Origin of the sequence: Bradyrhizobium sp. sGM-13, from assembly GCF_018398875.1 — a bacterium.
Lineage (GTDB): Bacteria > Pseudomonadota > Alphaproteobacteria > Rhizobiales > Xanthobacteraceae > Bradyrhizobium.
Window position 1 is genome coordinate 84,695 of sequence record NZ_JAGWDK010000011.1, and the last position, 21,737, is coordinate 106,431.

Below are 21,737 nucleotides of genomic sequence, written 5' to 3' on the forward strand. Positions count from 1 at the left end.
TGAAATGAGTCAAGCCGCGCGCCCGCCGCCGCAGACGGAGCTGCGGCGGCCAGCCGGCCAGCTACGCCGCGACGCGATGCGCGGCGATGATCTGGTCGGCGGCGCGGCCGGTGACCTCGGCCATGCGGTCGAACTGGCGGGTGAACCCGCCGGCGCCGGCCGTGGCCGAGCGCAACTCCACGATCAGATCGCCGATCTCCGCCTCCGGCATGGTGGCGCGGACGCAGTCCCATCCCGGCCAGCCCTCGCGGGTGTCGAAGCCGAGAATCTGGCCGCGTCGCGCCGACAGGATCGCGTTGATCTTTGCCGTCGCTTCCGTCGGGCAGACGATCTCCACCATGTGGATCGGCTCCAGCAGCACCGGCTGGCATTGCGGCAGCCCCTCGCTCATGCCGATCCGCGCAGCGGTGCGGAAGGCAAGATCGGAGGAGTCGACGCTGTGGTAGGAGCCGTCGGTCAACGTCACCTGCACGTCAACGACGGGGAAGCCGAGCGGGCCCTTGGCAAGACCGTCGACCACGCCCTCTTCCACCGCGCCGATATAATTTTTCGGCACCGCGCCGCCGACGACGGTTTCCTGGAATTGAAAACCCGATCCGCGCGGCAATGGCTTGATTTCCAGCACCACGTCGCCGAACTGGCCGTGACCGCCGGACTGCTTCTTGTGACGGCCCCGCTGGGTGATCGATTTGCGAATAGTCTCCTGGTAGCCGATCGCAGGCGGCTGCGATTTGATATTGACGCCGAAGCGGTCGCGCAGACGCTCGATCGCGACGCGCAGATGCATCTCGCCCTGTCCCCACAGCACGATGTCGTGGGTGCGCTGGTTCTGGATCATCGTCAGCGACGGATCCTCCTCGTTCAGCCTCAGCAGCGCCTGACCCAGCTTGACATCGTCCTTGCGATCGGCCGCCGAGACGGACATCGCGAGCACCGGCGGTACCGGCGTCACCTGCACCAGCGCCGGCGGCGCGATCTTGCCACCGGACAGCGTGTCTCCGGTCTTGATGGCGTCGAGCTTGCCGAGGGCGACGGTGTCGCCGGCCTCCGCCGAAGGCCGCTTGGTATCGTACGCGCCGTTGACGGCGAGAATGCCGGACACCCGCCCGGCTTCGCCGAAGGAGGATTGCAGCGTCGCGCCGTCATCGAGATGGCCGGCGAGCAGCCGCGTCAGCGACAGCTTGCCGCCGTGCTGCAGATGCAGCGTCTTGAACACATAGGCCAGCGCCTCCTTTTGCGACGATGCGCCGAGGCGTTTCGCCGTTTCAACAACGCCGGGCGATTCATGCCGCAGCGCCTTCATCAGCCGCAGCACGCCGTTTTCGCGGCTCGCGGCGCCCAGCAGCACCGGGCAGATCAGCCCTTCGCGCAATTCGCGAGCGAGATCGTCGAACACCGCGTCGCGCGGCGGCTGGATGTCCTCCAGCAACTGCTCCATCAACGCGTCGTCATGGTCGGCGAGCTTTTCAAGCATCGAGAAGCGCGCTTCCTTCTCGCGGTCGAGATCGCCGCCTTGCAGCGCGATCACTTCGGAAGGCTTGTGCTCGCGATAAACAAAGGCGCGCTCCAGTGCGAGGTCGACAAAGCCTTCGATCAACTCGCCGTTCCAGATCGGAATCTGCCGCAGCACCAGCGGCACGCGCGAAGCCGGCTGCAGGGTCGCCAGCGTTTCGCGGATGCGCTTGTTGGCGCGGTCGATCTTGTTCAAAAACAGAAAACGCGGAATACCGAGATCTTCCAGCTCGCGCAGAATGATCTGCAGTTGCGGCAGCTTCTTCTCGTCCGCCTCGCAGACCACGACCGCGGCATCGACCGCGGGCAATGCGGCGCGCATGTCATGCGCGAACTCGACCGAGCCAGGACAATCGATAAAAGTGTAACTGTCGCCCATGAAGGTGGTGGTGGCGGCGCTTAGGCCCACGCCCATCTTGTGATGGCGCGCTTCAGGGGTGGCATCGCCGACGGAAGTTCCGGCATCGACGCTGCCGGCACTTTTAATGGCGCCCGTTCGCGCCAGTATGGCTTCTAGAAGTGTGGTTTTACCGCTCTGGAAAGGGCCCACCAGCGCAATGCACCGTGGACCTTGGGGACTTCTGACGTCTTGTCCCATTGCCGCCTCCCTGTTTGGAGCTCGGCCCGTGATTGGGTCGGCGACCTCTGATGCTCCGCCTGTCGCAACGATTTGGCAAGCGGGAAAACGTCGCTGCGGTGCGAGGTGGACCGAAAAGGCCAGACGCCGTCATTGCGAGGAGCGAAAGCGACGAAGCAATCCATTTGCCTCGTGCGGAGAAATGGATCGCTTTGCTTCGCTCGCAATGAGGGCGGAGGACCGACGAAAGTTACCGTCCTGCCTGAGTTCCAGGCTCTCCAATCCGGCAGCGATGCTGACGCCAACCTGACCCTGGATGCTCAAGGTTACGCCGGCTTATGCCCGACGGTCGGAACAACGCTCGATGAACTCCGCAACGAGGCCCGTGATCTGAGTTGGCTGCTCCAGGCTCGGTAGATGGGCAGTGCCGGTCAACATATGGCCCGACCCCTTCAACATCGTCGTTGCAATTTGGCGGCTTCGTTCCTGAATGTGCGGAAAATCGAGGGCACCCCAGATCACAAGCGATGGTACTGATATCTCGCGCAAACGGTGGAAGGTGGGCACGACATCGAGGTTCGACCCGGCCGGCGGCGACCGTAGCGCAATGGCGTTCATGTCGAGGAACAGCCGGCGCGCCTCACCTGTGACACGCTCCTCGGGCTGCAGCGGACCGTCGAGCCAAAGATGAGCCTTGATTGCGTTCACGCGATCCAAATCGCGGGCTTGTTCGGCGTCCTTGAGCTTCGCCATCAGGCCCTCGATCTCAGACGGACAGATCGGCTCCGGCGCGCCGCTCACGGCGGGCGCAATGAGAACGAGCGCGCGGACATAGGATGGATGCAGAAGAGCAGTGTCGAGTGCGATCCGTCCACCCTGAGAGCATCCGACAAGGATCGTCGGCGCGCCGTTCCCGACGGCGTCAATCACCGCCAGCAAATCCGCAACTGCAGAAAAGCCCTCCTTTTCCGCGCGAGTCTCGCCAAAGCCCCGCCGATCGTACGCGATCGCCTTGTTGCTTGCGCCGAGTGCATCCAGTTGCGCGCGCCACATGCGACTATCGCAGACCGCGGCATGCAGAAAGACGACAGGGTCGCCGTGGCCGACGACTGTCGCGGCCAACCTGGCCCGGCCGGACGCAATCTGATGATTCGAAATCATGATTGATGCTAGTCCCGTTGGCTCGCAATGATGGAGCCAAGCCGCCCTGATCAGCGCCCCGGCCGCAGCTCCAGACTTTCCAATCCGGCGGCGATGCTGACCCCTACCTGGCCTTGCAGGCTGAGCGGCTGCAGCGCGATCGAATTCGCGGAGCCGCCGACCAATACGTTGCCGCCGACACCGACGCCAAGCGTTGCGCTGCCCTGCGCGCCGACATAGTCGCCGGAAAGGCCGCCCGGCCCGAGCCGCGCGACAGGCGCGAACACGCCCCAGGCCAGTGCCGATTCCTGGGTGATGCCGAGATCGAGTCCGACTTTGCGGATAGTGGCGACATAGCGATCTTCCGGCATCCCTTCCGCGCGCAGCACGCAGCCGAGATGAGTGACGGAACCGACGATGAAACCGACGCTGGCGCCGCCACGGCACTCCAGCACGCCGACCTGCACGCGCTGCTCCTGCTGCGCATTGGCGCCGCTCGACGAAGCCAAAGCGGCGAGCACGGAAGCAGCAAGGATGAAGGAATGGTGCATGAAGTATCTCCTGCTGAAAAACTGTGATGCGAGCAGAGAATTAAGAACAAGGCCGTGCCCGCGGCGCTCGCCGTTCTATGCCACAACATCACAGGCCGTGCCAGATTGGCGGGAGCTGAAGGCGAGCCGTCTCCATTCGCTCGTCATTCCGGGGCGATGCGCAGCTTCGAACCCGGAATCTCGAGATTCTCAGGTGCACAATTGCCACCGTAGCTCGTCGCTCCGTGCCGCCCCGGAATGACATCAAAAAAAGGCCCGCTCGCGCGGGCCTTTTCCTTAACGTGTCATGCTCAGCCGCGGTGACGATGGCGGCGATGGCCCTGGCGTCGCGGACCGTTGCCGTAGAACGGCTGCAGCTCGAGGCCGGCGATGCCGGCGGCGACGTTCAATCCGGTCTGGCCTTGGAGGCTGATCGGCTGCAGCGCATAGGCATTCGCCGGACCGCCCACCAGGAAGTTGCCGCCGCCGCCGACGCCGATCGATGCGTTGGCGCCGACGCCGCCATAGCTGCCGGCGAGTTCGCCGCGGCCGAGCCGGCTATTCGGCGCACTGACGGCCCAGGACAACTGCGTCTGCTCAGTAACGCCGAGATCGAGACCGATGCGCTGCACCTTGGCGATGTAGGGTTCGGGCCGGCGGCCTTCGCTGCGGAACACGCATTCGAGGCTCGTCACCGAACCGACCACGAAGCCGACATTCTGGCCGCCCTGACATTGCAGGATGCCGGCGCGAACCGGCGGCGCCGCGTTGGCGCTTGCGATCGGCGCGATCAGTGCCGCCGCGGCGAGTGTCAATGTCAGGAGTCGCATGTATCCCAGTCTCCGCATGTTGATGAACAAATCTAGCGGAGCGGACAGGATGGAAGTGCGGTGTCGAAAACATGGCGCTTCATCAAGAAGCCGTCAAAACATTGCATGTTCGTTCACGCGCGATGTGATTTGACGGCCGTCCTTTTGACGCGATTGCTCGTGCGAACCGCAAACCGTCCCGCATCAATCGCGGAAGGGGCTCGGGCCGCTTCTTATCGCAAATTGCCACAGAAGCGCTGGATGCGCTTGCAGGCGTCTTCGAGGTCGGAGGTTTTGGTCGCGTAGGAGATGCGGAACGCCGGGCCGAGGCCGAACGCGGACCCCTGCACGACGGCGACGCCTTCGCTCTCCAGCAATTCCGTGACGAAATCCTCGTCATTGGCAATCACCTTGCCTGACGGCGAGGTCTTGCCGATGGTGCCGGCGCAGGACGGATAGACGTAGAACGCGCCTTCCGGCCGCGGACATTCGATGCCCTTGGCCTGGTTCAGCATTGAGACCACGAGGTCGCGCCGCTCCTTGAACATCTTGTTATGCACCGGGATGAAGTCCTGCGGGCCGTTCAGCGCTTCGACGGACGCCCACTGTGCGATCGACGACGGGTTCGAGGTCGATTGCGACTGGATCGTCGCCATCGCCTTGATCAGATCGGCCGGGCCGCCGGCGTAACCGATACGCCAGCCGGTCATGCAATAGGCCTTCGACACGCCGTTCACCGTCAGCGTGCGCTCGTAGAGTTTTGGCTCGACCTGCGCCGGCGTCGCGAACTGGAAGTCGTCATAGACCAGATGCTCGTACATGTCGTCGGTCATCACCCAGACATGCGGATGCTTCACCAGTACGTCGGTGATCGCCTTGAGTTCGGCGCGCGTGTACGCGGCACCGGTCGGATTCGACGGCGAGCACAGGATGATCCATTTGGTCTTCGGCGTGATCGCCTTTTCCAGATCCTCGGACCGCAGCTTGAAGCCGCTCGACGCCGGGCACACGACGGGGACCGACTCGCCGCCGGCCAGCGCCACCATCTCCGGATAGCTCACCCAGTACGGCGCCGGGATGATGACTTCGTCGCCGGGATTGAGCGTTGCCATCAACGCGTTGTAGAGCACCTGCTTGCCGCCGGTGCCGACGATGATCTGGTTCGGCTTGTAGGTCAGGCCGTTCTCGCGCTGGAACTTGTTGATGATGGCTTCCTTCAGCTCGGGAATGCCGCCGACATCGGTGTACTTGGTCTTGCCGGCCTCGATGGCGCGGATCGCCGCCAGCTTGATGTTGGCGGGCGTGTCGAAGTCCGGCTCGCCGGCGCCGAGGCCGATGACGTTGCGGCCCGCCGCCTTCAGCGCACGCGCTTTATCCGTGACCGCGATCGTCGCGGACGGCTTCACACGGGCGAGCGCGGCGGACAGGAAGGGCATCATTATCTCCTGGCAAACGTCGTGACTTGAAGGATCGCACGACTCTTTCTGATGGGATCAGTGCACCCTAAGACGCACTGCGCTGCATCGCAAGAACCTTGGCCAAATAACGGCGAACTTTAGGGAACGTTAAAGCGGGCTCGGTACGGTCGGAGCAATACGGCGCAATAATCGTAAATTTCCGCGGTGAAATGACTCATATCTGGCAAGGGTTGCGATCCGGCGAATGGCTGACGGCTTCGCGCTTACGCGCCTATTGCCTGATCCTGCTCGCCCCCTCGGTCCTGATCTTCGCCGGCTGGATCGCTGTTTCCGACGGCCTCATCGACCGCACGGGCCAGCCGATCGGCACTGATTTTTCGAACGTCTATGCGGCAGGATCGCTGACCTGGCAGGGCCGCGCCGCGGACGCCTATGCGCCCGCGCTCCAGCACGCGGCCGAGAAGGCGGTGTTCGATGGCCGCGACGTCCCGTTCTATGGCTGGCACTATCCGCCGTTCTTCTTTGCGGTCGCCGTTCTCGTCGCCGCCCTTCCCTATGCCGGGGGACTTGCGCTCTGGCTGCTCGCCAGTTTTGCCGCCTATCTCGCAACGATCCGCGCCATCATGCCGCGTCAGGAAACGTTGCTGGTCGCCGCCGCCTTCCCCGCCGTGCTCGTCAATGTCGGCCATGGCCAGAATGGATTTCTCACCGCTGCCCTGCTCGGCGGCGCGCTGCACTGGCTCGACCGGCGGCCATGGCTTGCCGGCGTGCTGATCGGCCTGCTCGCCTACAAGCCGCAATTCGGCGTGCTGATTCCGATCGCGCTTCTGGCGGGCGGGCGCTGGCGCACCATCGGCGCCGCGGCCGCCACCGTCGTCGCGCTGGTGGTGGTCAGCTTCGCGATGCTCGGCAGCGGCATCTGGCATGCCTTTGCCGATTCCATGAATTTCACGCAGACGGTCGTGCTCGAACAGGGCGGCACCGGCTGGCAGAAAATCCAGTCGATCTTCTCGGCCGTCCGCGCATGGGGCGCGAACGTGCCGACAGCCTATGCGGCGCAGGCCTCGTTGTTCGCCTTGCTCGCCGCCAGCCTCGCCTGGCTGTGGCACAGCGATGCCGCCTTCGAACTCAAGGCTGCGGCGCTGGCGCTGGGCAGCCTGCTCGCAACCCCCTATGTGCTCGACTACGACCTCGTGGTGCTCGCGGTCGCGATCGCATTCTTCGCCCGGCATGGGCTGAACAACGGCTTTCGCGATTTCGAGATCAGCCTGCTTGCCGCAGCCTGGATCGTGCCGCTGTTGTCGCGCAGTGTCGCGGGCGTCAGCTACATACCCTTGGGGCTGCTCGTGGAGCTGGCCCTCTATGCGCTCGTAATGCGGCGCGCGGCCCTCGACCGTGCGAGCCATGCGCTTGGTGCTGTCCACGTCGCGCAAGCGTGATCTTTGTTGTTCCGGCGTGTTGATGGAATCATTCTGCGCGCGTGCAGTGCAGTAGAGGTTTTCGACTTTTTCCGTTCAGCGGGTCTTGCGACGCATTCGTATCGGCATCATTGTTTAGCCGCGTTGCGGCGCGAAGGCTTTCCGCAATGCGGTCCCCGCGTGCGCCTCTGACCCCTGTGAACCAACGACGATGTACAAGCTCTATTCGATGCAGCGCTCCGGCAACAGCTACAAGGTCCGCCTTGCGCTGGCGCTGCTCAACGCGCCCTATGAGGCGATCGAGATCGACATTCTTCGTGGCGAAAGCCGCACGCCGGAGTTCCTGGAGAAGAACCCCAGCGGGCAGGTGCCGCTGTTGGAGGTCGCCGAAGGACGCTACCTCGCCGAGTCCAACGCCATTCTCTGGTATGTCTGCGGCGGCACGTCCCTGGCGCCGGAGTCGCGGGTCGAGCGCGCCGAAGCGCTGCAATGGATGTTCTTCGAACAGCACGCGCTGGAGCCCAATATCGGCGCCGCATATTTCTGGCTGTCGCTGGTCAAGGGCGGCCGCGACCTGCAGACCCATGCGCTGGAGGACTGGATGGAGCGCGGCTATGCCGCACTCCAGGTGATGGAAAACCATCTCAAGACCCGCGCCTATTTCGCGGCCGGACAACTCACGGTCGCCGATATCGCGCTGTACGGCTACACCCATGTCGCCGACCGCTGCGACTACGACCTCGCGACCTTCCCCGCCATCCGCGCCTGGCTGCGGCGGGTCGAACAGACCCCCGGTTTCGTGACGATGGACTGGCCGCCAAAGACCGAGGTCGACGATCGGGCCGACATCGCCGTCGGCGCATAGCTACCCTCGCCCTACTCACTTTCGCGCGAGCAGCCCGCCGAAGGTTAACAATAGCGGGCATAATGTTAACCTTTGCCGTGATTCTGCCATTTTAAGCGATTGGTCGCCGCAATGTTGCCGGTGATCGCTGCAAGATTTTCCCGACGTCGTGAGTCGCGGGTGATTCGTCCCGCGTTACAAGGATTTAGACTATGATGCGGTCACCCGGCGCGGTCGGCTTCGAGAGCAGCCGCGCGCCCGTCGCTTCTTCCCGGTTGCTTGGTGCCATCGCCACCTCGCTTGCGATCGGCACGCTATCGCTTTGCCTCGTGGTCACCCTGACGGTGCTATCGATCAAGGCCACCGTCGCGATGCCCATTCCGTGACAGGTCCGGCCTTTTGTTTGCATCATTGGACTAGCGAAGCGCGATGATCAGCATCGCGATGTAGATCAAAATGAAGACACCCGTCGGCCTTGTGACCGTCGCCTTGACGGTAGCGATCCTGCTCGCCGTCTCCTTCCTGATCGCCACCGGCACGCGCGGCGAAGAGCCGGCGTTCGACTCGTCGGCGGGCGAACTCGAGGTTCGCACCATTGCGAGAGGCCTCGTCAATCCGTGGGCGCTGGCATTCCTGCCCAATGGAACGATGCTGGTGACCGAGCGTCCCGGCCGCATGCGCCTCGTCAGCGCGGAGGGCCAGGTCTCGCCGCCGCTCAAGGGCGTACCTGACGTGTGGGCCTCAGGCCAGGGCGGCCTGCACGATGTCGTCACCGACAAATCCTTTGCACAGAACCGGACTATCTATTTCTGTTACGCCGAACGGACCTCAGGTGGCGGCCGCACCACGGCCGCGCGCGCGAAACTGAGCGACGACAATGGCCGTCTCGACGAGGTCAAGATCATCTTCCGCCAGCAGGGGCCGCTATCGTCAGGCAATCACTATGGCTGCCGCATCGCGCAGGCGGACGACGGCAATCTGTTCGTGGCGCTCGGCGATCACTTCACCCATCGCGACCAGGCGCAGAATCTCGGCAATCACCTCGGCAAGATCGTCCGGATCGCGCCCGACGGATCGGTACCCCCAGGCAATCCGTTCGCCGGTCGCACTGATGCCAAGCCGGAAATCTGGAGTTACGGGCACCGCAACGTGCAGGCGCTCGCGATCAATCCGGCGAGCGGCGAGCCCTGGGAAATCGAGCACGGCCCCCGCGGCGGCGACGAAGTCAATATCGTCGGCAAGGGCAAGAACTACGGCTGGCCGGTGATCGGCTATGGCATCGATTATTCCGGCGCGAAAATCCACCAGAGCACGGCCAGGGACGGCATGGAGCAGCCGCTCAAATATTGGGTGCCGTCGATCGCGCCGTCGGGCATGGTCTTCTACACCGGAAAGCTATTTCCGAAATGGAACGGCAGCCTGTTTACCGGCGCGCTGCGCAGCGCGATGCTGGTGCGGCTGACGCTGAACGGCAACGCGGTGACGTCGGAGGAACGCCTGCTGCAGAACCTGCACGAACGCATCAGGGACGTCCGTCAGGGGCCGGACGGCGCGCTGTGGCTGCTCACAGATAGTTCGAACGGACGGATATTGCGAGTGGCACCGGCCGTAAAATGACGACGACGATCTGAACAAAAGCGCTCACCATTTGTGAAAGATCAAAAACGCGCCGATCGCGATGAAGAGAAAGCCGAGTGCGTGATTCCACCCCAGCGGCTCCTTCAGATAGAGCACCGAGAAGCAGGCGAACACCACCAGCGTGATCACCTCCTGCATGGTCTTGAGCTGCGCCGCCGAGTACACCGCGCTGCCCCAGCGGTTGGCCGGCACCGCCAGCCAGTATTCGATGAAGGCGATCCCCCAGCTCGTCAGCACGACCATTGGCAATGGACTTTCCTTGAATTTCAGATGGCCGTACCAGGCAAAGGTCATGAAGATGTTGGAAGCAAACAGCATCAGGATCGGCAGCAGCGTCGGCGAAATAATGGGCATCGATGTCCTCGCAAAATATCGAGCAGCTCAATGGTCAGGTGCTTACCGCGTTCCTTAACTCGATATCATTTGATTTCAAAAATGCGAAAGTCTTACGCATGCGCGCAACGCTCTCTTAGGACTGGCGGCAGAAAGGCGTGCACAATCGCAACAATCAGGCATGCTCGCGCCTTATTCCCGGCAAGTGGCGAGAACGGGCATGCAGTTAGACTGGCGCGCAATCTCCGGTCCGGCTCTCACGACAGCGACGGCGATGATCGCCTTCGTTGTCGACCGACACTTCGTTGCAGTCCCCAATCCCGCGCCGCTGTTCGTCTGCATTGTCGCCTTTGCCGCTTCCATCAGCGGCATCGTCTCCGGCATGGCCAGCGCCATCATAGCGGTGGCGTCGTCAGCGCTGTTCTTCCTCAACCACCGCGCTACGCCTGGTTACGACATGTCCGACCTGGCGCGCATGCTGCTGCTGGCGGCGACCGCCGGCGGCACCGCACTGATCACCGGGTTGTTGCGGAAAAGATGGGTCGATGCGTTCGCGTGGGAGAAGAAGCATCACGCTACCGCGGAGCGCCTGTCGGCCGCGCTCGATCAGGTCGATATCGGCATCGTTCTGCTCGATTCCGCCACCCGCGCCGAATTCATCAACCGCGCGTTCCGGGATTATTTCAAGCTGTCCGACGAGCAGGCCGACAGCAAGCCTCCCTTCATTGCGCTGATGTATCACGGCCGCGACACCGGCGCCTGGCAACTGCCGGAGGACGAGTTGAGCACCTTCATCGCCAAGCGCACCGAGATGATCCGAACAGGCGATTCCACGCCGATCAACCTCGATCTCGCGGATGGACAGGTGCTGCGCTTCACCTGCACGGCGCTTCCCGACGGCGGACGCATGCTAAGCTACACGCCGATCACCGACCTCGTTCGCCACACCGACGATCCCAGCCACGCGGAGTATTATCGCGCGCTGCGCGGCAGCCATCGCAGTCTCGCGAAGCACCTCGGCGCCGCGGAGTAGCGAAGCGATAAGTTGATCGTCTGCTGCCACATCTGTAGTAATCAACAGATATCCCTCGTTCCCGCGTCTCTGACGCGCCGTCTCTTAACCAAAACGGAATCGCGCATGCCCGGCGACCTCATCATCCGCTTCGTCACCCGCCAGGACTACGCGCAATGGCTTCCGCTATGGGACGGCTACAACGCCTTCTATGGCCGTTCGGGCCCGACCGCGCTGGCGCCCGAGATCACGGCGATGACATGGGCGCGCTTTTTTGATGCCTATGAGCCGATGCATGCGCTGGTGGCCGAGAGCGGCGGCGAGCTGCTCGGGCTGACGCATTATCTGTTTCACCGCTCTACGACCATGATCGAGCCGAACTGCTATTTGCAGGACCTCTTCACCAGCGCCGCAGTGCGCCGCAAGGGCGTCGGCCGTGCGCTCATCGATGGCGTATACGAGCAGGCCAGGCGCGCAGGATGTTCCCGCGTCTATTGGCAAACGCACGAGACCAACCACACCGCGATGGAGCTCTACGACAAGGTGGCGGACCGCTCCGGCTTCGTCGTGTACCGCAAGATGCTCTGAGGCACGGCTTTCGGCCGGCCTGTGGATAAGTTCTGCCGTCACGCGCGCGTAACAAAGCGCAGCTAGCCTGCCCCTGCGTCTGATCAGGCCCCCCGTCGCAGATCACGCGCCCCCAGCGGTCCCCGTCAGTCGCCGCGTCTGACCGGGGCCGCATCTTTTTGTGCCGCATGGCTGCCAAGCGCGGGCGCTGGCCCGCTTTTCTTGCAGGTCGAAGCCGCGCGCGCCACAATGCGCCCTCCCCGCTCTTCCCACAGGATCGATCCATGCAAATTCGCAACCTCGGCGGCTCCGGCCTGCGTGTTTCCGCCGTCGGCCTCGGCTGCAACAATTTCGGCCAGCGCACCGATCTGGAGACCTCGCGCAAGGTCATCCACAAGGCGATCGACCTCGGCATCACCCTGTTCGACACCGCCGACATCTACGCAGGCATGGGCGGCTCCGAGACCGTGCTCGGCACCGTGCTCGGCGACCGCCGCAAGGATATCGTGCTGGCGACGAAATACGCGAAACCGATGGCGACCGACGGTACCAAGCAGGGCGCTTCGCGCCGCTACATCATGTCCGCGGTCGAGGCCAGCCTGAAACGGCTGAAGACCGACTACATCGATCTCTACCAGCAGCATGAATACGATCCCCTGACACCGATGGAAGAGACGCTGCGCGCGCTCGACGATCTCGTGCGCCAAGGCAAGGTCCGCTACATCGGCAATTCGAACTTCCCGGCCTGGCGCATTGCGGAGGCCGAAATGATGGCGCGGCAGATGAACGTCAACCGCTTCGTTTCCTGCCAGGATGAATACAGCCTCGTGGTGCGCGGCATCGAGAAGGATTTGCTGCCGGCGGCGCAGGAATACAAGCTCGGCCTGCTGCCGTTCTTTCCGCTGGCGAGCGGCCTTCTCACCGGCAAGTACAAGCGCGGCACTGATGCCCCTGCCGACACCCGCTTCGCCAAGGCGCCGGCGCTGAAGGACCGCTACGTCACGGCGCGCAACGAGGACATCGTCGAAAAGCTCCAGACGTTCGCGATGGAGCACGGCCACACCATGCTCGAACTCGCCTTCTCCTGGCTGGCCCAGCGCCCGCAAGTCGCAAGCGTCATCGCCGGCGCCACCCGCGTCGAACAGGTCGAGCAGAACGTGAAAGCCATCGGCTGGACGCTGAGCGCCGAGGAGATGGCGCAGGTGGATCGGATTACAAAGTAGGTCTTGGTTGCCGTCGTCCCTGCGAACGCAGGGACCCATACCGCGTGATCCGTCGATGATGCGCGGTGGCCGACACCGTAGCACACCACGAAGACCTGTGGTTATGGGTCCCTGCGTTCGCAGGGACGACACTGCCGTTGAGGCTGGCGCTAGGTCACCAGCCCCTGCATCGGCTTCACGGCACTGCTCTCCGGGAACACGCTCTCCGCCAACACCTTCTCAGCCAGCCCGAACTGATCCTTCAGCACGCCTTTCATGACCGCGCGCAGATCGGTGGTCGGCGCGAGGTCGCGGCCCTGATGGAGGCTCGCCGGCTTCAGCCCCGGCCAGTCCGCGATCACCCGCCCGCCGTTCACCGCGCCGCCGGCGAGCAGCGCGACGGTGGCGGTGCCGTGATCCGTGCCTTGCGTGCCGTTGATGCGCGCGGTGCGGCCGAACTCGGTGGCGACGACGATTACCGTGTCGCGCCAGCGCGGTCCCAGCGCAGTTTCGAATTCGGCGAGTGCGCCGTCGAGGCCGCCGAGCAGTTGCGCCAGCCGGCCGACCGGGCCGCCTTCATTAGCATGCGTGTCCCAGCCGTCGAAGCCGAGTGCGCCGATCCGCGGACCATTGTCGGCCGCCATCAATCGGGCCGCGCCGCGCGCCGCGAGCCGCATTGCGGCCACGCCGCCGGTGCCGGGCTTTGGTTTCATGTCGTCGCCCTGCGCGGCCTTGTCGAGCGCGAGGCCCTGCTTCAGCGCCGAGCCCAGCGCGGCATCGCGGTGAGAATAGAGGTCGAGCAGCCGCATCGCGGTATCCTCGCTGGCCTGCGGCAGCGCGAGCGGCGCCCAGCCGACGGTCGGTGCCGCGCCGCGCAGCACCAGCGGCGTGATCAGGCCGACTGCGAGCCCGTTCGCCACCCGCTCGCCCTTCGGCAGGCCTTCCAGCGCGCGGTTGAGCCAGCCGGACTGCACCCGGCCGGGGCCGGCAAAGCCGCTTTCGAGCACGTCCTGCCCGTCGAAATGCGAACGGTCGCGATAGGGCGTCGCCACCGCGTGGATCACCGCGGCCTTCTTCTCGCGATACATCCGCGAAAATTCCGGCATCGCCGGATGCAGTGAGAAGAAATTGTCGAGCGGCAGCGCCGCGTTCGGCCCGCTCGACGACAGCGCGATCGCGCCGTGCAGGCCGGCATAGTCGGGGTCGCCGATTGGTGCGACGGTGGCGAGACCGTCCAGCGCGCCGCGCAGGATCACGAGCACCAGCCGCGGATCGCGGCCGTCGGCCGCGCGCGCGAACTTCGGCAGGTAGGCCCACGCCGCAAAGGACGCGCCGCCGAGCAGCACCGCACGCCGCGTCGTCGGCGATGATCGCAGGTCCTCGCAGCAACCCATTGTCGTTTCCATGGACGTCATCTCCTCTGGAGCGACATCAACAACAGTGCCAGCGCCTGCTGCCGGGATTCCGCGCGCTCGACGGTCCGCCGCGTCTCCACAGACGCGGTGTCGGCGGCCGCGAGTTCGAGCAGGTCGCGCGGATCGACGCCCTCGGCGAGCCTCGATGCAATCTGCGCGGAGATATCAAGGCGCAGTTTCATGCCCTCCGGCGCCAGCCATGCGGCGTTGGTGTCGGGAAAACCGTTCGGCCCGGCCGGCGACCATAATGGTTGACCGAGCGCCCTCAGGCCGGCGAGATAGCGGCCGGGATCGTTCGGAATTTGCGCCAGCAGTCGGCCGGCCGCGACGAGAAATTCGTAAGGCGAGCGGATCTTGGTGAGCGGCGCGCTCCAGGCCTCGTCGGAATCGACCAGCGCCAGCGCCAGCGCCTTTAGATCGCCGTCGGTTTTCGTGAAGACATCGGCGAGCCGCGTCACCAATGCCTGTGGCGGATCGTCCGATACGAAATGGCGCGCAAATTTGGCCGCGATGAATTTCGCCGTCGAAGGATGCCGCGCGATATCCGCCAGCACCGCCTCGCCCTGCGCCACGCCTTCGGCATCGTAGACCTTGCCCATCACCCGCTGCGCGCCCGGCTGGTGCGCATTGGCATTGAACACGAAGGTGCCGGGCGCGCCGAGCTGGCCCAACCTTCCCGCATAGGTCCAGCCCGTGATGATGTTCGCCAGCGACGTCACGTCATCCTGCGAATAGCCGCCGCCGACGCCGAGCGTATGCAACTCTAGTATCTCGCGCGCGAGATTTTCGTTCAGTCCGCGGTTGCGGTTTTTCCCGGCGCGCGAATCCGGGCCCAGCGATTGCTGGTTGTCGAGGAAGAACAGCATCGCCGGATGTTGCTCGACCGCCTTCAGCATGTCGGCGAAGCGTCCGAGCACGTGCGGCCGGATCGCCTCGCGCTCGAACGAGCCGGCCCACATCCGCGCCGGCCCTCCCTTGTTGGCGGAAACGCAGAAATGATTCGACCAGAACACGACAAGCCGCTCGGCAAATCCGCCATCGACGATGACGGCGCGCTGCAGTCGCGCCAGCGCCTCGGCGCGAAAGGTTTTCTGAATGATGTTGAGCGGTTGTGGCGGCGGCTTTGGCGCATTGGGCTGCATCGCTTCCGCCGGTGCCGTCGCGCCGGGATTCTCCGCGGGCTTGGCCTGTGGCTCCCTGGGTGACTCCTTCGCCATCTCCATGGCGATGCCGTTTAGTGACAGGTTTCGCCGCTGGCCCTTGGCCTCCGGCCGCGGCGATGCACCTTCGGGCGGCGCGGCCGATTTGGCAGCCTCGCGCGCCTGCTGGATTTCGAACTGATAGTCGAACACCGCCTTGCCGAGCGCGGGCGTCGATTGCAGCCCCGGCACTTCGAGCAGCACGCGATTGGGACGGCCGAGTTCCGCCTTGACGAAACCGCGCGGATCGGACGCGGCGTTGAGAACATCGCCGGATGCCCCGCCGCGCGCGCCGAAGCCGAAGCGATTGAGCGCAACGAGGGCCGCTTGCGAATCGCGAGCCATCGGATTTCCCTTAGAATTTCCCAGGCGTATAGTGGCGAAGTATAACGCGCCTCAGTGTGAACCCGGGATTAATTCGGCGTCAGGATTCAGCCTCGTTGATGACAGACCGTTTGGAAAATGCGCCCTCGCGCCGCCTCGCCTGCGCCGGCTGCGGCAACGAATTCGGCTGCAACCTGTCCGGCCCCTGCTGGTGCAACGACGAGACGTTCCGCCTGCCGATGCCGGTGGACGGTAGCGATTGTCTCTGCCCTGACTGCCTGCGCAAACTCGCCAGCCAGCGCGCGGGTGCGGCGTGAGCGGGAAATGGAACGTCAGTGCCGTCCTGCTCGATATGGACGGCACGCTGCTCGACACCGAGCGGGTCTATTTCGACAGCCTGGTCGCAGCGCTCACCGCGCATGGCTACACCGACGACGCCGCAACGCTGTGCCACGCGATGGTCGGCCTGCCCGGTCCGGAGTGCGAGGCCCTGCTGCAAGCGCGCTACGGGGATGGCTTTCCGCTTGCGGAGGTCAGCCGTGCCTTCGTCAGCAACCGCAATGAAATTCTCGGCGCAGGCTTGCCGCTGAAGAGCGGCGCGATCGAACTGCTGGATGCGCTGCGGGCGGCCGAATGTCCGATGGCGATCGTCACCTCCTCGTCGCTGCGCACGGCGAATGCGCATCTCAAGCTCGCGGGTATCCGTCACCGTTTCGAAACACTGCTGACCCGCGACGACGTCGCCCGCGGCAAGCCCAATCCCGATCTCTATCTGCTCGCGGCATCGCGGTTCGGCCTGAAGCCGGAGGCTTGCGTGGCCGTGGAGGATTCCAACCACGGCGTGACCGCCGCGCATGCCGCAGGCGCGATTACCATCATGGTGCCCGACATGGTGACGCCGACCGAAGAGTCGCGTGCGCGATGCGCGGCGGTGGTGCCGGATCTGAATGCGGTGCTGGCAATACTGCGCGAGCGTGGCGCGCTAGCGCGAAGCCGTTAGCAGCCGTCATCGCGAGCAACGCGACTTGTTCGCCGAAGGCTTGGAAGGCGGAAGCCCCTAGCCATAACACCGCAAGCGGTCGCACGGATTGCGCCGCCGCTCCACGCGGAACGATTTCGCCAAGGGCAGCGTTGCCTTTTGCCGTTGATGACGGAGACCATGATGCCAAAGACCGCGCCTCCGATTCCCCCGGACAATCGGAGCCCCAAGGGCCCGGGCAGCGCGCCCCGCGTGCCGCTCGACACCACCAAGGGCCATCGCGACGACGAGAAGAGCAACATCCGCGAACAGGGCGCGCACGGCAATCTGACGCAGAACACCAGCCACCGGCGATCGGGGTGATAGCGTGTTCAATCGCGTCCCTCAGATGCGAATGTCAAACAACTAGTTCGCTTGTCGTCACCCGCGAAAGCGGGTGATCCAGTATTCCAGAGGCCTTTGTGATTGAGCCGAGAGGCCGCGGCGTACTGGATGCCCCGCATTCGCGGGGCATGACGGCGGAGCGGACACGCGCTCGCATTCCCGCGGCGCCATCCGCCCGAGCTTTGCATCGGCGATGCCCTCGACATCGAAGAGGGCGCAGGGAAAGCCGGGTGCCCAAAACACCCGCAGTCGTGCGCAAAAATGCACACGGCGGACTGCAGGTGCGCCGGAACACCCGGCCTTCCCTGCGCAATGGTTTTACGGCTTATACCGCGCTCTCCCCGGAGCCGAATTCCTCTGGCCTCCGTCGCTGACAGATTGACGATCGATCGAGACCCGGTTGTGTCAGATCAATCTCCGCCAGCTTGACACCAGCAACGGGTGCCAGGACCACACGGCTTTGCCGTCCGCGGCTTCCTCGACCAGAATGTTTCGATCGGCCCGTATGCTGCCAAACCGAAGTCTTGGTCGAAGCGTTTAAGCGCCGGTCGTCTGCGCGCCGTTCTTTTTCGCTCACAGGCCAAAGCCCGCCCTGCGATCAACTTGCGCGCCTGACGCTGCCGCGTCCATCGCCTCCCGCGCCCAACGTCCGTGACGATCGCGATACGCCCCTCTAGCGGGTGCGGGATGGCGGGAGTTGTAGGAGTGATTTGGGGTAATCGCGAAGCGGTTTATTTTTGCGGCGAGGACTGGACCAAGCCATGCCTGATTTGCCCTGCGGGCGACGCAACCGGTAGTAGTGTTCGCCCGAATGCCGCCCAACGCCCACTCGCGAAGGATATTCAGAAGGCGCTTAGGGATTGAGGGCTGAGGTTTGAGGGGCAACTGAGTGATTAAAGTTGCGCTGAGCGACAAGCTGCAGGTGCTGCCAACCATCGCGGAGCTGGAGAACTGAATGGCCAATGCGAAACCGTTTGATGCAGCCGAATATCTCGATAGTCCCGAGATGATCGCAGCCTATCTAAACGAAGCGTCCGAGTCCGGGGACGCATCTGCAATTGCAGTTGCCATTGGCACGGTCGCTAGCGCGCGGGGAATTCTGGTCCGCCCTCGAAAGCCATCGCGGCAGACGCGACCTCCAAGATGAGAGTTCCCCTGCGGAGGTCATAACCCACATCCGGCCACTCGACTTGCGAGGGCGATCTCAAGCTTTCGTTTCAGGTGCGGCCTGTTCTCACGAGTTTGCAGTCAGGGAACCGGCGTTGCTGTCCTGCGGTTTGCGCCCCGACAATGCCATGAATCTGAACAAGCCTGTCGCAGCTTCGCGCATCACGCAAGGCGATCCAAATCGATTTGCTCGAACCCAGGGGTAGGACATGAAGTGCATGACAGGATTCCTTGTGGCAATTCTGCTGACCCTAAATGTGTCAGAGGCAAGTTCTGCAGTACGCATCACGAATGATCGAGGCGGTCTGATCGCGACTTACATCGTTAAATATGATCGCCTGGCTTCATCGGGCCAATCCGTCATCATCGACGGTCTCTGTGCCTCGGCGTGCACCATGGTTCTCAGCGCGCTCCCTCACGACAAAATCTGCGTAACGCCGCGCGCGACGCTCGGCTTCCATGCGGCCTGGAATTACGGCGCCAATGGTCGCGCCTTCACTGATCCCGAAGCAACCTTGATGATGTACTCGACCTATCCGACGCGGGTACGCCGCTGGATCGCTCGCAGGGGTGGTCTGACTCCTCACACTATCTTTCTGAGTGGAAAGCCACTGCAGGAGATGTATCGATCGTGCTGATCAGACACGCGGTACCAACGAGCTTCAATTCAACGCCCTCGCTGGTCGGCGAAGGTCCGCTAAGCTACCTCTTCTTCCACCCACCGCGATGCCCCGGCGCGCCGCCGGTTGATCGCGGGGCTGGCCCGAACTCCGGCCCGGACTGCCGCAATCCGTCTCACTTTCTCCCTGATTGTCTCGCCGCAAGAAGAGCGCGCTTCGAATGGCAGATACCGTTGGGCGCTGCTGGCTTCACTCTGCCTTGATGTTGGCCGCCTTGATGATCGGCCACCACTTCTCGATTTCGGCCCTCTGGAAGGCGCCCAGCGATTCCGGCGTCTGCTGATCGCGCGGCGGAATGGATTGCCCGAGATCGGCGAGGCGCGCGAGCACGTTCTTGTCGGCAAGGGATTCCACGACCGCCTCATTGAGCTTGGCGATGATGGCTTTGGGCGTGCCCTTGGGCGCCCAAAGCGCAGTCCATTGCGAGACGATGAATCCAGGCAATCCAGCCTCGTCCGCCGTCGGAATATCTGGCGCTGCTGCCAGGCGAGCCTTCGCCGTCGTAGCATAGGCCTTGATGGTGCCGGCACGGGCCTGCGGCAGTGAGGTCGCCGGGTTATCGATTATCATATCAATTTGGCCGGCCACCAAATCCTGCATCGCCGGGGCGAGGCCGCGATAAGGCACGAATTGAAATCGAGTGCTCGTTTCCTTCTGGAAGAGGATTGCGGCGACATGCGATGCGCCTCCGGTACCAGTCGTTCCCGCCGATGCCTTGTCCGGGTTCGCCTTCAGCCACGCGATCAATTCCATCAGGTTGTTTGCCGGCATGGCTTTCCTGGCGACGATCATCATGGGGTTGCTCGCGACGAGCGAGATGGGTTCGAAATCCTTCAAGAGGTCGTACGAGAGTGGGTAGATCGCCCCGTTCAAAACGTGGGTGCCCCAGACGCCGATGACGAGCGTGTAGCCATCGCCTGCCGCGCGGGCGACCCGGCCGGTACCGATGCCGCCTGCGGCACCAGTCACGTTTTCAAGAATGACGGGTTGACCGAGCGATACTCGCATGGGCTCGGCCAAGGTGCGCGCGATTGTATCCGTTGGCCCACCCGCGGCGAACGGCACGATCATTGTGATCGGTCGGGACGGATACACCTGCTCCGCCGCGATCGCGACATTTCCGAATGCGGCAGCGAAGGCGAACGATGCCAGAAACATTCTTCGGGTTCGCATGGTCGTATCCCCCGTTGCATCAGGTGACCATTTCGATCCACGGCTCGGATACCCGGCCTGATTGCGAGGTTAGGCGTGCTCCGGTATATAAGGAATGCACTATTTGGCTCTACGCCTATAAGCTTTGACTATGGCACGAAAAATCGACTGGGAAAGTCAGATCGGCCGCCGGCTCAAGTTGCGGGACCTGCATGCATTCTTCACGGCCGTTCAACGCGGCAGCATGTCGAAGGCGGCTCGACAGCTTGGCGTTTCCCAGCCCGCCGTTTCCGAAGCGATCGCCGATCTTGAGCAAGCGCTCGGTGTGCGACTGCTTGATCGACGCCCGCAGGGTTGAGCCGACCATGTATGGTGGCGCGCTGCTCCGACGCAGTGCTGCGGTATTCGATGAATTGAAGCAATGCATCAGGGACATTGAGTTCCTGGGCGATCCGACAGCAGGCGAGTTGAAGATCGGATGCCCTGAAGCAATTGCCGCGATATTGCCGCCAATCCTGGAGAGCTTTGCCCGAAAATATCCCCGCGTTGTCTTGCACGTGGACCAAGTCAGCACTGCGACGTTGGAATTACCAGGCTTGCGCGAGCGAAAGTTCGATCTGGTCGTGGCACTCCTGTTGATGCCACGCGTGGACGACGGTCAGGCGGATGACCTGAATGTGGAAGTCCTGTTCGATGATCACCTGGTCATAGCGGCTGGAATGCGCAGTCGATGGGCCCGTCGTCGCAAGATCGATCTCGCTGAGTTGGTCGACGAGCCTTGGATACTGGCGGCACCTGATACCGGGCCTTACAGGATTGTGTCGGAAGCATTCTGCGCGCGTGGGCTAGGTGCACCGAGGATCAGCTTGATGACTTTGTCTGTGCACCTTCGGACCAATATGCTCGCCTCCGGCCATTTCATTGCGACGTTCCCGAGTTCAGTCGCGCGCCTCCACGCCGAACGCTTCTCGCTGAAAGTGCTGCCGGTCGATTTGCCGGTGCGGCCGTGGCCAGTGGCAATCGTGACGTTGAAAAACCGGACATTGAGCCCGGGGGTTGAACGGTTCATCGCGCATATTCGCGATTTCACGCGACCGATGCGTGAGCGGCCCGCCCGGCTAGATGGATGTGCCAGCGGCGGGTCATGACGCTCTTCCGCTCATTGCGAACAGAGAGTGCCGGGTAACGATCGTTGATCGTCTACCGCTTCTTCCACCCGCCCCGGTGCCCTGGCGCGCCGCCGCTTGAGCGCGAGGCTGGCCCGAACTCCGGTCCTGACTGCCGTGAGTCCGTCGGCTGGAAAATCTTGCTGCCGCTACCGATCTCGGGCTTGCGCGGTTTGGCGCCGCTGGGGCGGTAGGGCAAGCATTCAGGGCCATGCATTTCGTCGAGGTGGGGTTTGTGGATTTTGGAGGTGGAAGGACCGCCGCTGCGGCT

The 21,737-nt window shown here is 63.6% G+C and carries 23 protein-coding genes and 1 pseudogene; 14 read left to right on the top strand and 10 right to left on the bottom strand.

Annotated elements, in window-relative coordinates; all coding sequences use genetic code 11:
- Positions 1-61: 61 nt before the first annotated feature.
- From KJQ96_RS18460 to KJQ96_RS18480, 5 genes are all read right to left on the bottom strand, one after another.
- Positions 62-2,110 carry an elongation factor G gene (locus KJQ96_RS18460; protein ID WP_213287996.1) on the bottom strand — a complete coding sequence of 683 codons (2,049 nt, stop codon included), beginning with the start codon at positions 2,108-2,110 and terminating at the stop codon, positions 62-64.
- A gap of 315 nt (positions 2,111-2,425) precedes the next feature.
- Positions 2,426-3,250 (bottom strand): alpha/beta fold hydrolase, encoded by an 825-nt coding sequence (locus KJQ96_RS18465; protein WP_213287997.1) that lies wholly within the window; start codon positions 3,248-3,250, stop codon positions 2,426-2,428.
- Positions 3,251-3,300: 50 nt separating this feature from the next.
- Positions 3,301-3,780 (bottom strand): DUF992 domain-containing protein, encoded by a 480-nt coding sequence (locus tag KJQ96_RS18470; protein WP_213287998.1) that lies wholly within the window; start codon positions 3,778-3,780, stop codon positions 3,301-3,303.
- Between the two features lie 290 nt (positions 3,781-4,070).
- The gene (locus KJQ96_RS18475; protein WP_213287999.1) at positions 4,071-4,589 is read right to left on the bottom strand and encodes a DUF992 domain-containing protein; all 519 of its coding nucleotides are present in this window, start codon (positions 4,587-4,589) and stop codon (positions 4,071-4,073) included.
- A gap of 212 nt (positions 4,590-4,801) precedes the next feature.
- Positions 4,802-6,004: a pyridoxal phosphate-dependent aminotransferase gene (locus KJQ96_RS18480; protein ID WP_213288000.1), complete on the bottom strand. Its 1,203-nt coding sequence runs from the start codon at positions 6,002-6,004 to the stop codon at positions 4,802-4,804.
- 191 nt (positions 6,005-6,195) lie between these two features.
- Between KJQ96_RS18480 and KJQ96_RS18485 the strand changes: the two genes are divergently transcribed.
- The 4 genes from KJQ96_RS18485 to KJQ96_RS18500 all read left to right on the top strand — a co-directional run bounded on the left by KJQ96_RS18485 (position 6,196) and on the right by KJQ96_RS18500 (position 9,865).
- Positions 6,196-7,425 (top strand): glycosyltransferase family 87 protein, encoded by a 1,230-nt coding sequence (locus tag KJQ96_RS18485; protein WP_213288001.1) that lies wholly within the window; start codon positions 6,196-6,198, stop codon positions 7,423-7,425.
- A 190-nt stretch (positions 7,426-7,615) separates the two neighbouring features.
- Positions 7,616-8,269 carry a glutathione S-transferase family protein gene (locus tag KJQ96_RS18490; RefSeq protein WP_213288002.1) on the top strand — a complete coding sequence of 218 codons (654 nt, stop codon included), beginning with the start codon at positions 7,616-7,618 and terminating at the stop codon, positions 8,267-8,269.
- Between the two features lie 191 nt (positions 8,270-8,460).
- On the top strand, positions 8,461-8,634 hold the full coding sequence (locus KJQ96_RS18495) for a hypothetical protein (RefSeq protein WP_176721808.1): 174 nt from the start codon (positions 8,461-8,463) through the stop codon (positions 8,632-8,634).
- 70 nt (positions 8,635-8,704) lie between these two features.
- A complete protein-coding gene (locus KJQ96_RS18500; protein WP_213288003.1) occupies positions 8,705-9,865 on the top strand; it encodes a PQQ-dependent sugar dehydrogenase in 1,161 nt (386 codons plus the stop codon).
- 24 nt (positions 9,866-9,889) lie between these two features.
- Here the strand turns inward: KJQ96_RS18500 and KJQ96_RS18505 are convergent, their stop codons facing one another.
- The gene (locus KJQ96_RS18505) at positions 9,890-10,240 is read right to left on the bottom strand and encodes a DMT family protein (RefSeq protein WP_213288004.1); all 351 of its coding nucleotides are present in this window, start codon (positions 10,238-10,240) and stop codon (positions 9,890-9,892) included.
- A 199-nt stretch (positions 10,241-10,439) separates the two neighbouring features.
- Here KJQ96_RS18505 and KJQ96_RS18510 point away from each other — a divergent pair, with 199 nt between their 5' ends.
- The 3 genes from KJQ96_RS18510 to KJQ96_RS18520 all read left to right on the top strand — a co-directional run bounded on the left by KJQ96_RS18510 (position 10,440) and on the right by KJQ96_RS18520 (position 13,021).
- The gene (locus KJQ96_RS18510) at positions 10,440-11,252 is read left to right on the top strand and encodes a PAS-domain containing protein (RefSeq protein ID WP_213288005.1); all 813 of its coding nucleotides are present in this window, start codon (positions 10,440-10,442) and stop codon (positions 11,250-11,252) included.
- 105 nt (positions 11,253-11,357) lie between these two features.
- On the top strand, positions 11,358-11,819 hold the full coding sequence (locus tag KJQ96_RS18515; protein ID WP_213288006.1) for a GNAT family N-acetyltransferase: 462 nt from the start codon (positions 11,358-11,360) through the stop codon (positions 11,817-11,819).
- 263 nt (positions 11,820-12,082) lie between these two features.
- A complete protein-coding gene (locus tag KJQ96_RS18520) occupies positions 12,083-13,021 on the top strand; it encodes an aldo/keto reductase (RefSeq protein ID WP_213288007.1) in 939 nt (312 codons plus the stop codon).
- A 149-nt stretch (positions 13,022-13,170) separates the two neighbouring features.
- Here the strand turns inward: KJQ96_RS18520 and KJQ96_RS18525 are convergent, their stop codons facing one another.
- Complete coding sequence (locus KJQ96_RS18525) at positions 13,171-14,406, bottom strand: DUF1501 domain-containing protein (RefSeq protein WP_375293177.1); 1,236 nt, start codon at positions 14,404-14,406, stop codon at positions 13,171-13,173.
- 5 nt (positions 14,407-14,411) lie between these two features.
- Positions 14,412-15,959 carry a DUF1800 domain-containing protein gene (locus KJQ96_RS18530; RefSeq protein ID WP_213288009.1) on the bottom strand — a complete coding sequence of 516 codons (1,548 nt, stop codon included), beginning with the start codon at positions 15,957-15,959 and terminating at the stop codon, positions 14,412-14,414.
- Between the two features lie 98 nt (positions 15,960-16,057).
- On the opposite strand from KJQ96_RS18530, the gene KJQ96_RS18535 reads away from it, so the two are divergent.
- The 5 genes from KJQ96_RS18535 (at position 16,058) to KJQ96_RS18550 (ending at position 19,106) form a co-directional block, all read left to right on the top strand.
- On the top strand, positions 16,058-16,255 hold the full coding sequence (locus KJQ96_RS18535) for a cysteine-rich CWC family protein (protein ID WP_213288010.1): 198 nt from the start codon (positions 16,058-16,060) through the stop codon (positions 16,253-16,255).
- Positions 16,252-16,938, top strand: a complete 687-nt coding sequence (locus KJQ96_RS18540; protein WP_213288011.1) for an HAD family phosphatase — start codon at positions 16,252-16,254, stop codon at positions 16,936-16,938. Before KJQ96_RS18535 ends, KJQ96_RS18540 begins: the two co-directional genes overlap by 4 nt.
- Positions 16,939-17,097: 159 nt before the next feature.
- Entirely contained in the window at positions 17,098-17,280 is a 183-nt protein-coding gene (locus KJQ96_RS18545) for a hypothetical protein (protein WP_249734197.1), read from the top strand.
- Between the two features lie 976 nt (positions 17,281-18,256).
- A complete protein-coding gene (locus tag KJQ96_RS42040) occupies positions 18,257-18,448 on the top strand; it encodes a DNA-binding protein (protein WP_375293178.1) in 192 nt (63 codons plus the stop codon).
- Positions 18,449-18,677: 229 nt separating this feature from the next.
- Complete coding sequence (locus KJQ96_RS18550; RefSeq protein WP_213288012.1) at positions 18,678-19,106, top strand: hypothetical protein; 429 nt, start codon at positions 18,678-18,680, stop codon at positions 19,104-19,106.
- 231 nt (positions 19,107-19,337) lie between these two features.
- Here the strand turns inward: KJQ96_RS18550 and KJQ96_RS18555 are convergent, their stop codons facing one another.
- The gene (locus KJQ96_RS18555) at positions 19,338-20,321 is read right to left on the bottom strand and encodes a tripartite tricarboxylate transporter substrate-binding protein (RefSeq protein ID WP_213288013.1); all 984 of its coding nucleotides are present in this window, start codon (positions 20,319-20,321) and stop codon (positions 19,338-19,340) included.
- A 130-nt stretch (positions 20,322-20,451) separates the two neighbouring features.
- Between KJQ96_RS18555 and KJQ96_RS18560 the strand changes: the two genes are divergently transcribed.
- Together KJQ96_RS18560 and KJQ96_RS18565 are read left to right on the top strand one after the other, a co-directional pair.
- Complete coding sequence (locus KJQ96_RS18560; protein ID WP_213288014.1) at positions 20,452-20,658, top strand: LysR family transcriptional regulator; 207 nt, start codon at positions 20,452-20,454, stop codon at positions 20,656-20,658.
- Positions 20,636-21,448 (top strand): LysR family transcriptional regulator substrate-binding protein, encoded by an 813-nt coding sequence (locus tag KJQ96_RS18565; protein ID WP_213288015.1) that lies wholly within the window; start codon positions 20,636-20,638, stop codon positions 21,446-21,448. Before KJQ96_RS18560 ends, KJQ96_RS18565 begins: the two co-directional genes overlap by 23 nt.
- Positions 21,449-21,500: 52 nt before the next feature.
- On the opposite strand, the pseudogene KJQ96_RS40275 reads toward KJQ96_RS18565, so the two are convergent.
- Positions 21,501-21,731: pseudogene (locus KJQ96_RS40275) on the bottom strand (hypothetical protein); the annotation flags it as partial.
- Positions 21,732-21,737 lie beyond the last annotated feature (6 nt).

Coding starts and splice junctions, on each gene's coding strand:
- KJQ96_RS18460 (WP_213287996.1), bottom strand. CDS start 2,110: ATGGGACAAGACGTCAGAAGTCCCCAAGGTCCACGGTGCATTGCGCTG.
- KJQ96_RS18465 (WP_213287997.1), bottom strand. CDS start 3,250: ATGATTTCGAATCATCAGATTGCGTCCGGCCGGGCCAGGTTGGCCGCG.
- KJQ96_RS18470 (WP_213287998.1), bottom strand. CDS start 3,780: ATGCACCATTCCTTCATCCTTGCTGCTTCCGTGCTCGCCGCTTTGGCT.
- KJQ96_RS18475 (WP_213287999.1), bottom strand. CDS start 4,589: ATGCGACTCCTGACATTGACACTCGCCGCGGCGGCACTGATCGCGCCG.
- KJQ96_RS18480 (WP_213288000.1), bottom strand. CDS start 6,004: ATGCCCTTCCTGTCCGCCGCGCTCGCCCGTGTGAAGCCGTCCGCGACG.
- KJQ96_RS18485 (WP_213288001.1), top strand. CDS start 6,196: ATGACTCATATCTGGCAAGGGTTGCGATCCGGCGAATGGCTGACGGCT.
- KJQ96_RS18490 (WP_213288002.1), top strand. CDS start 7,616: ATGTACAAGCTCTATTCGATGCAGCGCTCCGGCAACAGCTACAAGGTC.
- KJQ96_RS18495 (WP_176721808.1), top strand. CDS start 8,461: ATGATGCGGTCACCCGGCGCGGTCGGCTTCGAGAGCAGCCGCGCGCCC.
- KJQ96_RS18500 (WP_213288003.1), top strand. CDS start 8,705: ATGAAGACACCCGTCGGCCTTGTGACCGTCGCCTTGACGGTAGCGATC.
- KJQ96_RS18505 (WP_213288004.1), bottom strand. CDS start 10,240: ATGCCCATTATTTCGCCGACGCTGCTGCCGATCCTGATGCTGTTTGCT.
- KJQ96_RS18510 (WP_213288005.1), top strand. CDS start 10,440: ATGCAGTTAGACTGGCGCGCAATCTCCGGTCCGGCTCTCACGACAGCG.
- KJQ96_RS18515 (WP_213288006.1), top strand. CDS start 11,358: ATGCCCGGCGACCTCATCATCCGCTTCGTCACCCGCCAGGACTACGCG.
- KJQ96_RS18520 (WP_213288007.1), top strand. CDS start 12,083: ATGCAAATTCGCAACCTCGGCGGCTCCGGCCTGCGTGTTTCCGCCGTC.
- KJQ96_RS18525 (WP_375293177.1), bottom strand. CDS start 14,406: ATGGAAACGACAATGGGTTGCTGCGAGGACCTGCGATCATCGCCGACG.
- KJQ96_RS18530 (WP_213288009.1), bottom strand. CDS start 15,959: ATGGCTCGCGATTCGCAAGCGGCCCTCGTTGCGCTCAATCGCTTCGGC.
- KJQ96_RS18535 (WP_213288010.1), top strand. CDS start 16,058: ATGACAGACCGTTTGGAAAATGCGCCCTCGCGCCGCCTCGCCTGCGCC.
- KJQ96_RS18545 (WP_249734197.1), top strand. CDS start 17,098: ATGATGCCAAAGACCGCGCCTCCGATTCCCCCGGACAATCGGAGCCCC.
- KJQ96_RS42040 (WP_375293178.1), top strand. CDS start 18,257: ATGGCCAATGCGAAACCGTTTGATGCAGCCGAATATCTCGATAGTCCC.
- KJQ96_RS18550 (WP_213288012.1), top strand. CDS start 18,678: ATGAAGTGCATGACAGGATTCCTTGTGGCAATTCTGCTGACCCTAAAT.
- KJQ96_RS18555 (WP_213288013.1), bottom strand. CDS start 20,321: ATGCGAACCCGAAGAATGTTTCTGGCATCGTTCGCCTTCGCTGCCGCA.
- KJQ96_RS18560 (WP_213288014.1), top strand. CDS start 20,452: ATGGCACGAAAAATCGACTGGGAAAGTCAGATCGGCCGCCGGCTCAAG.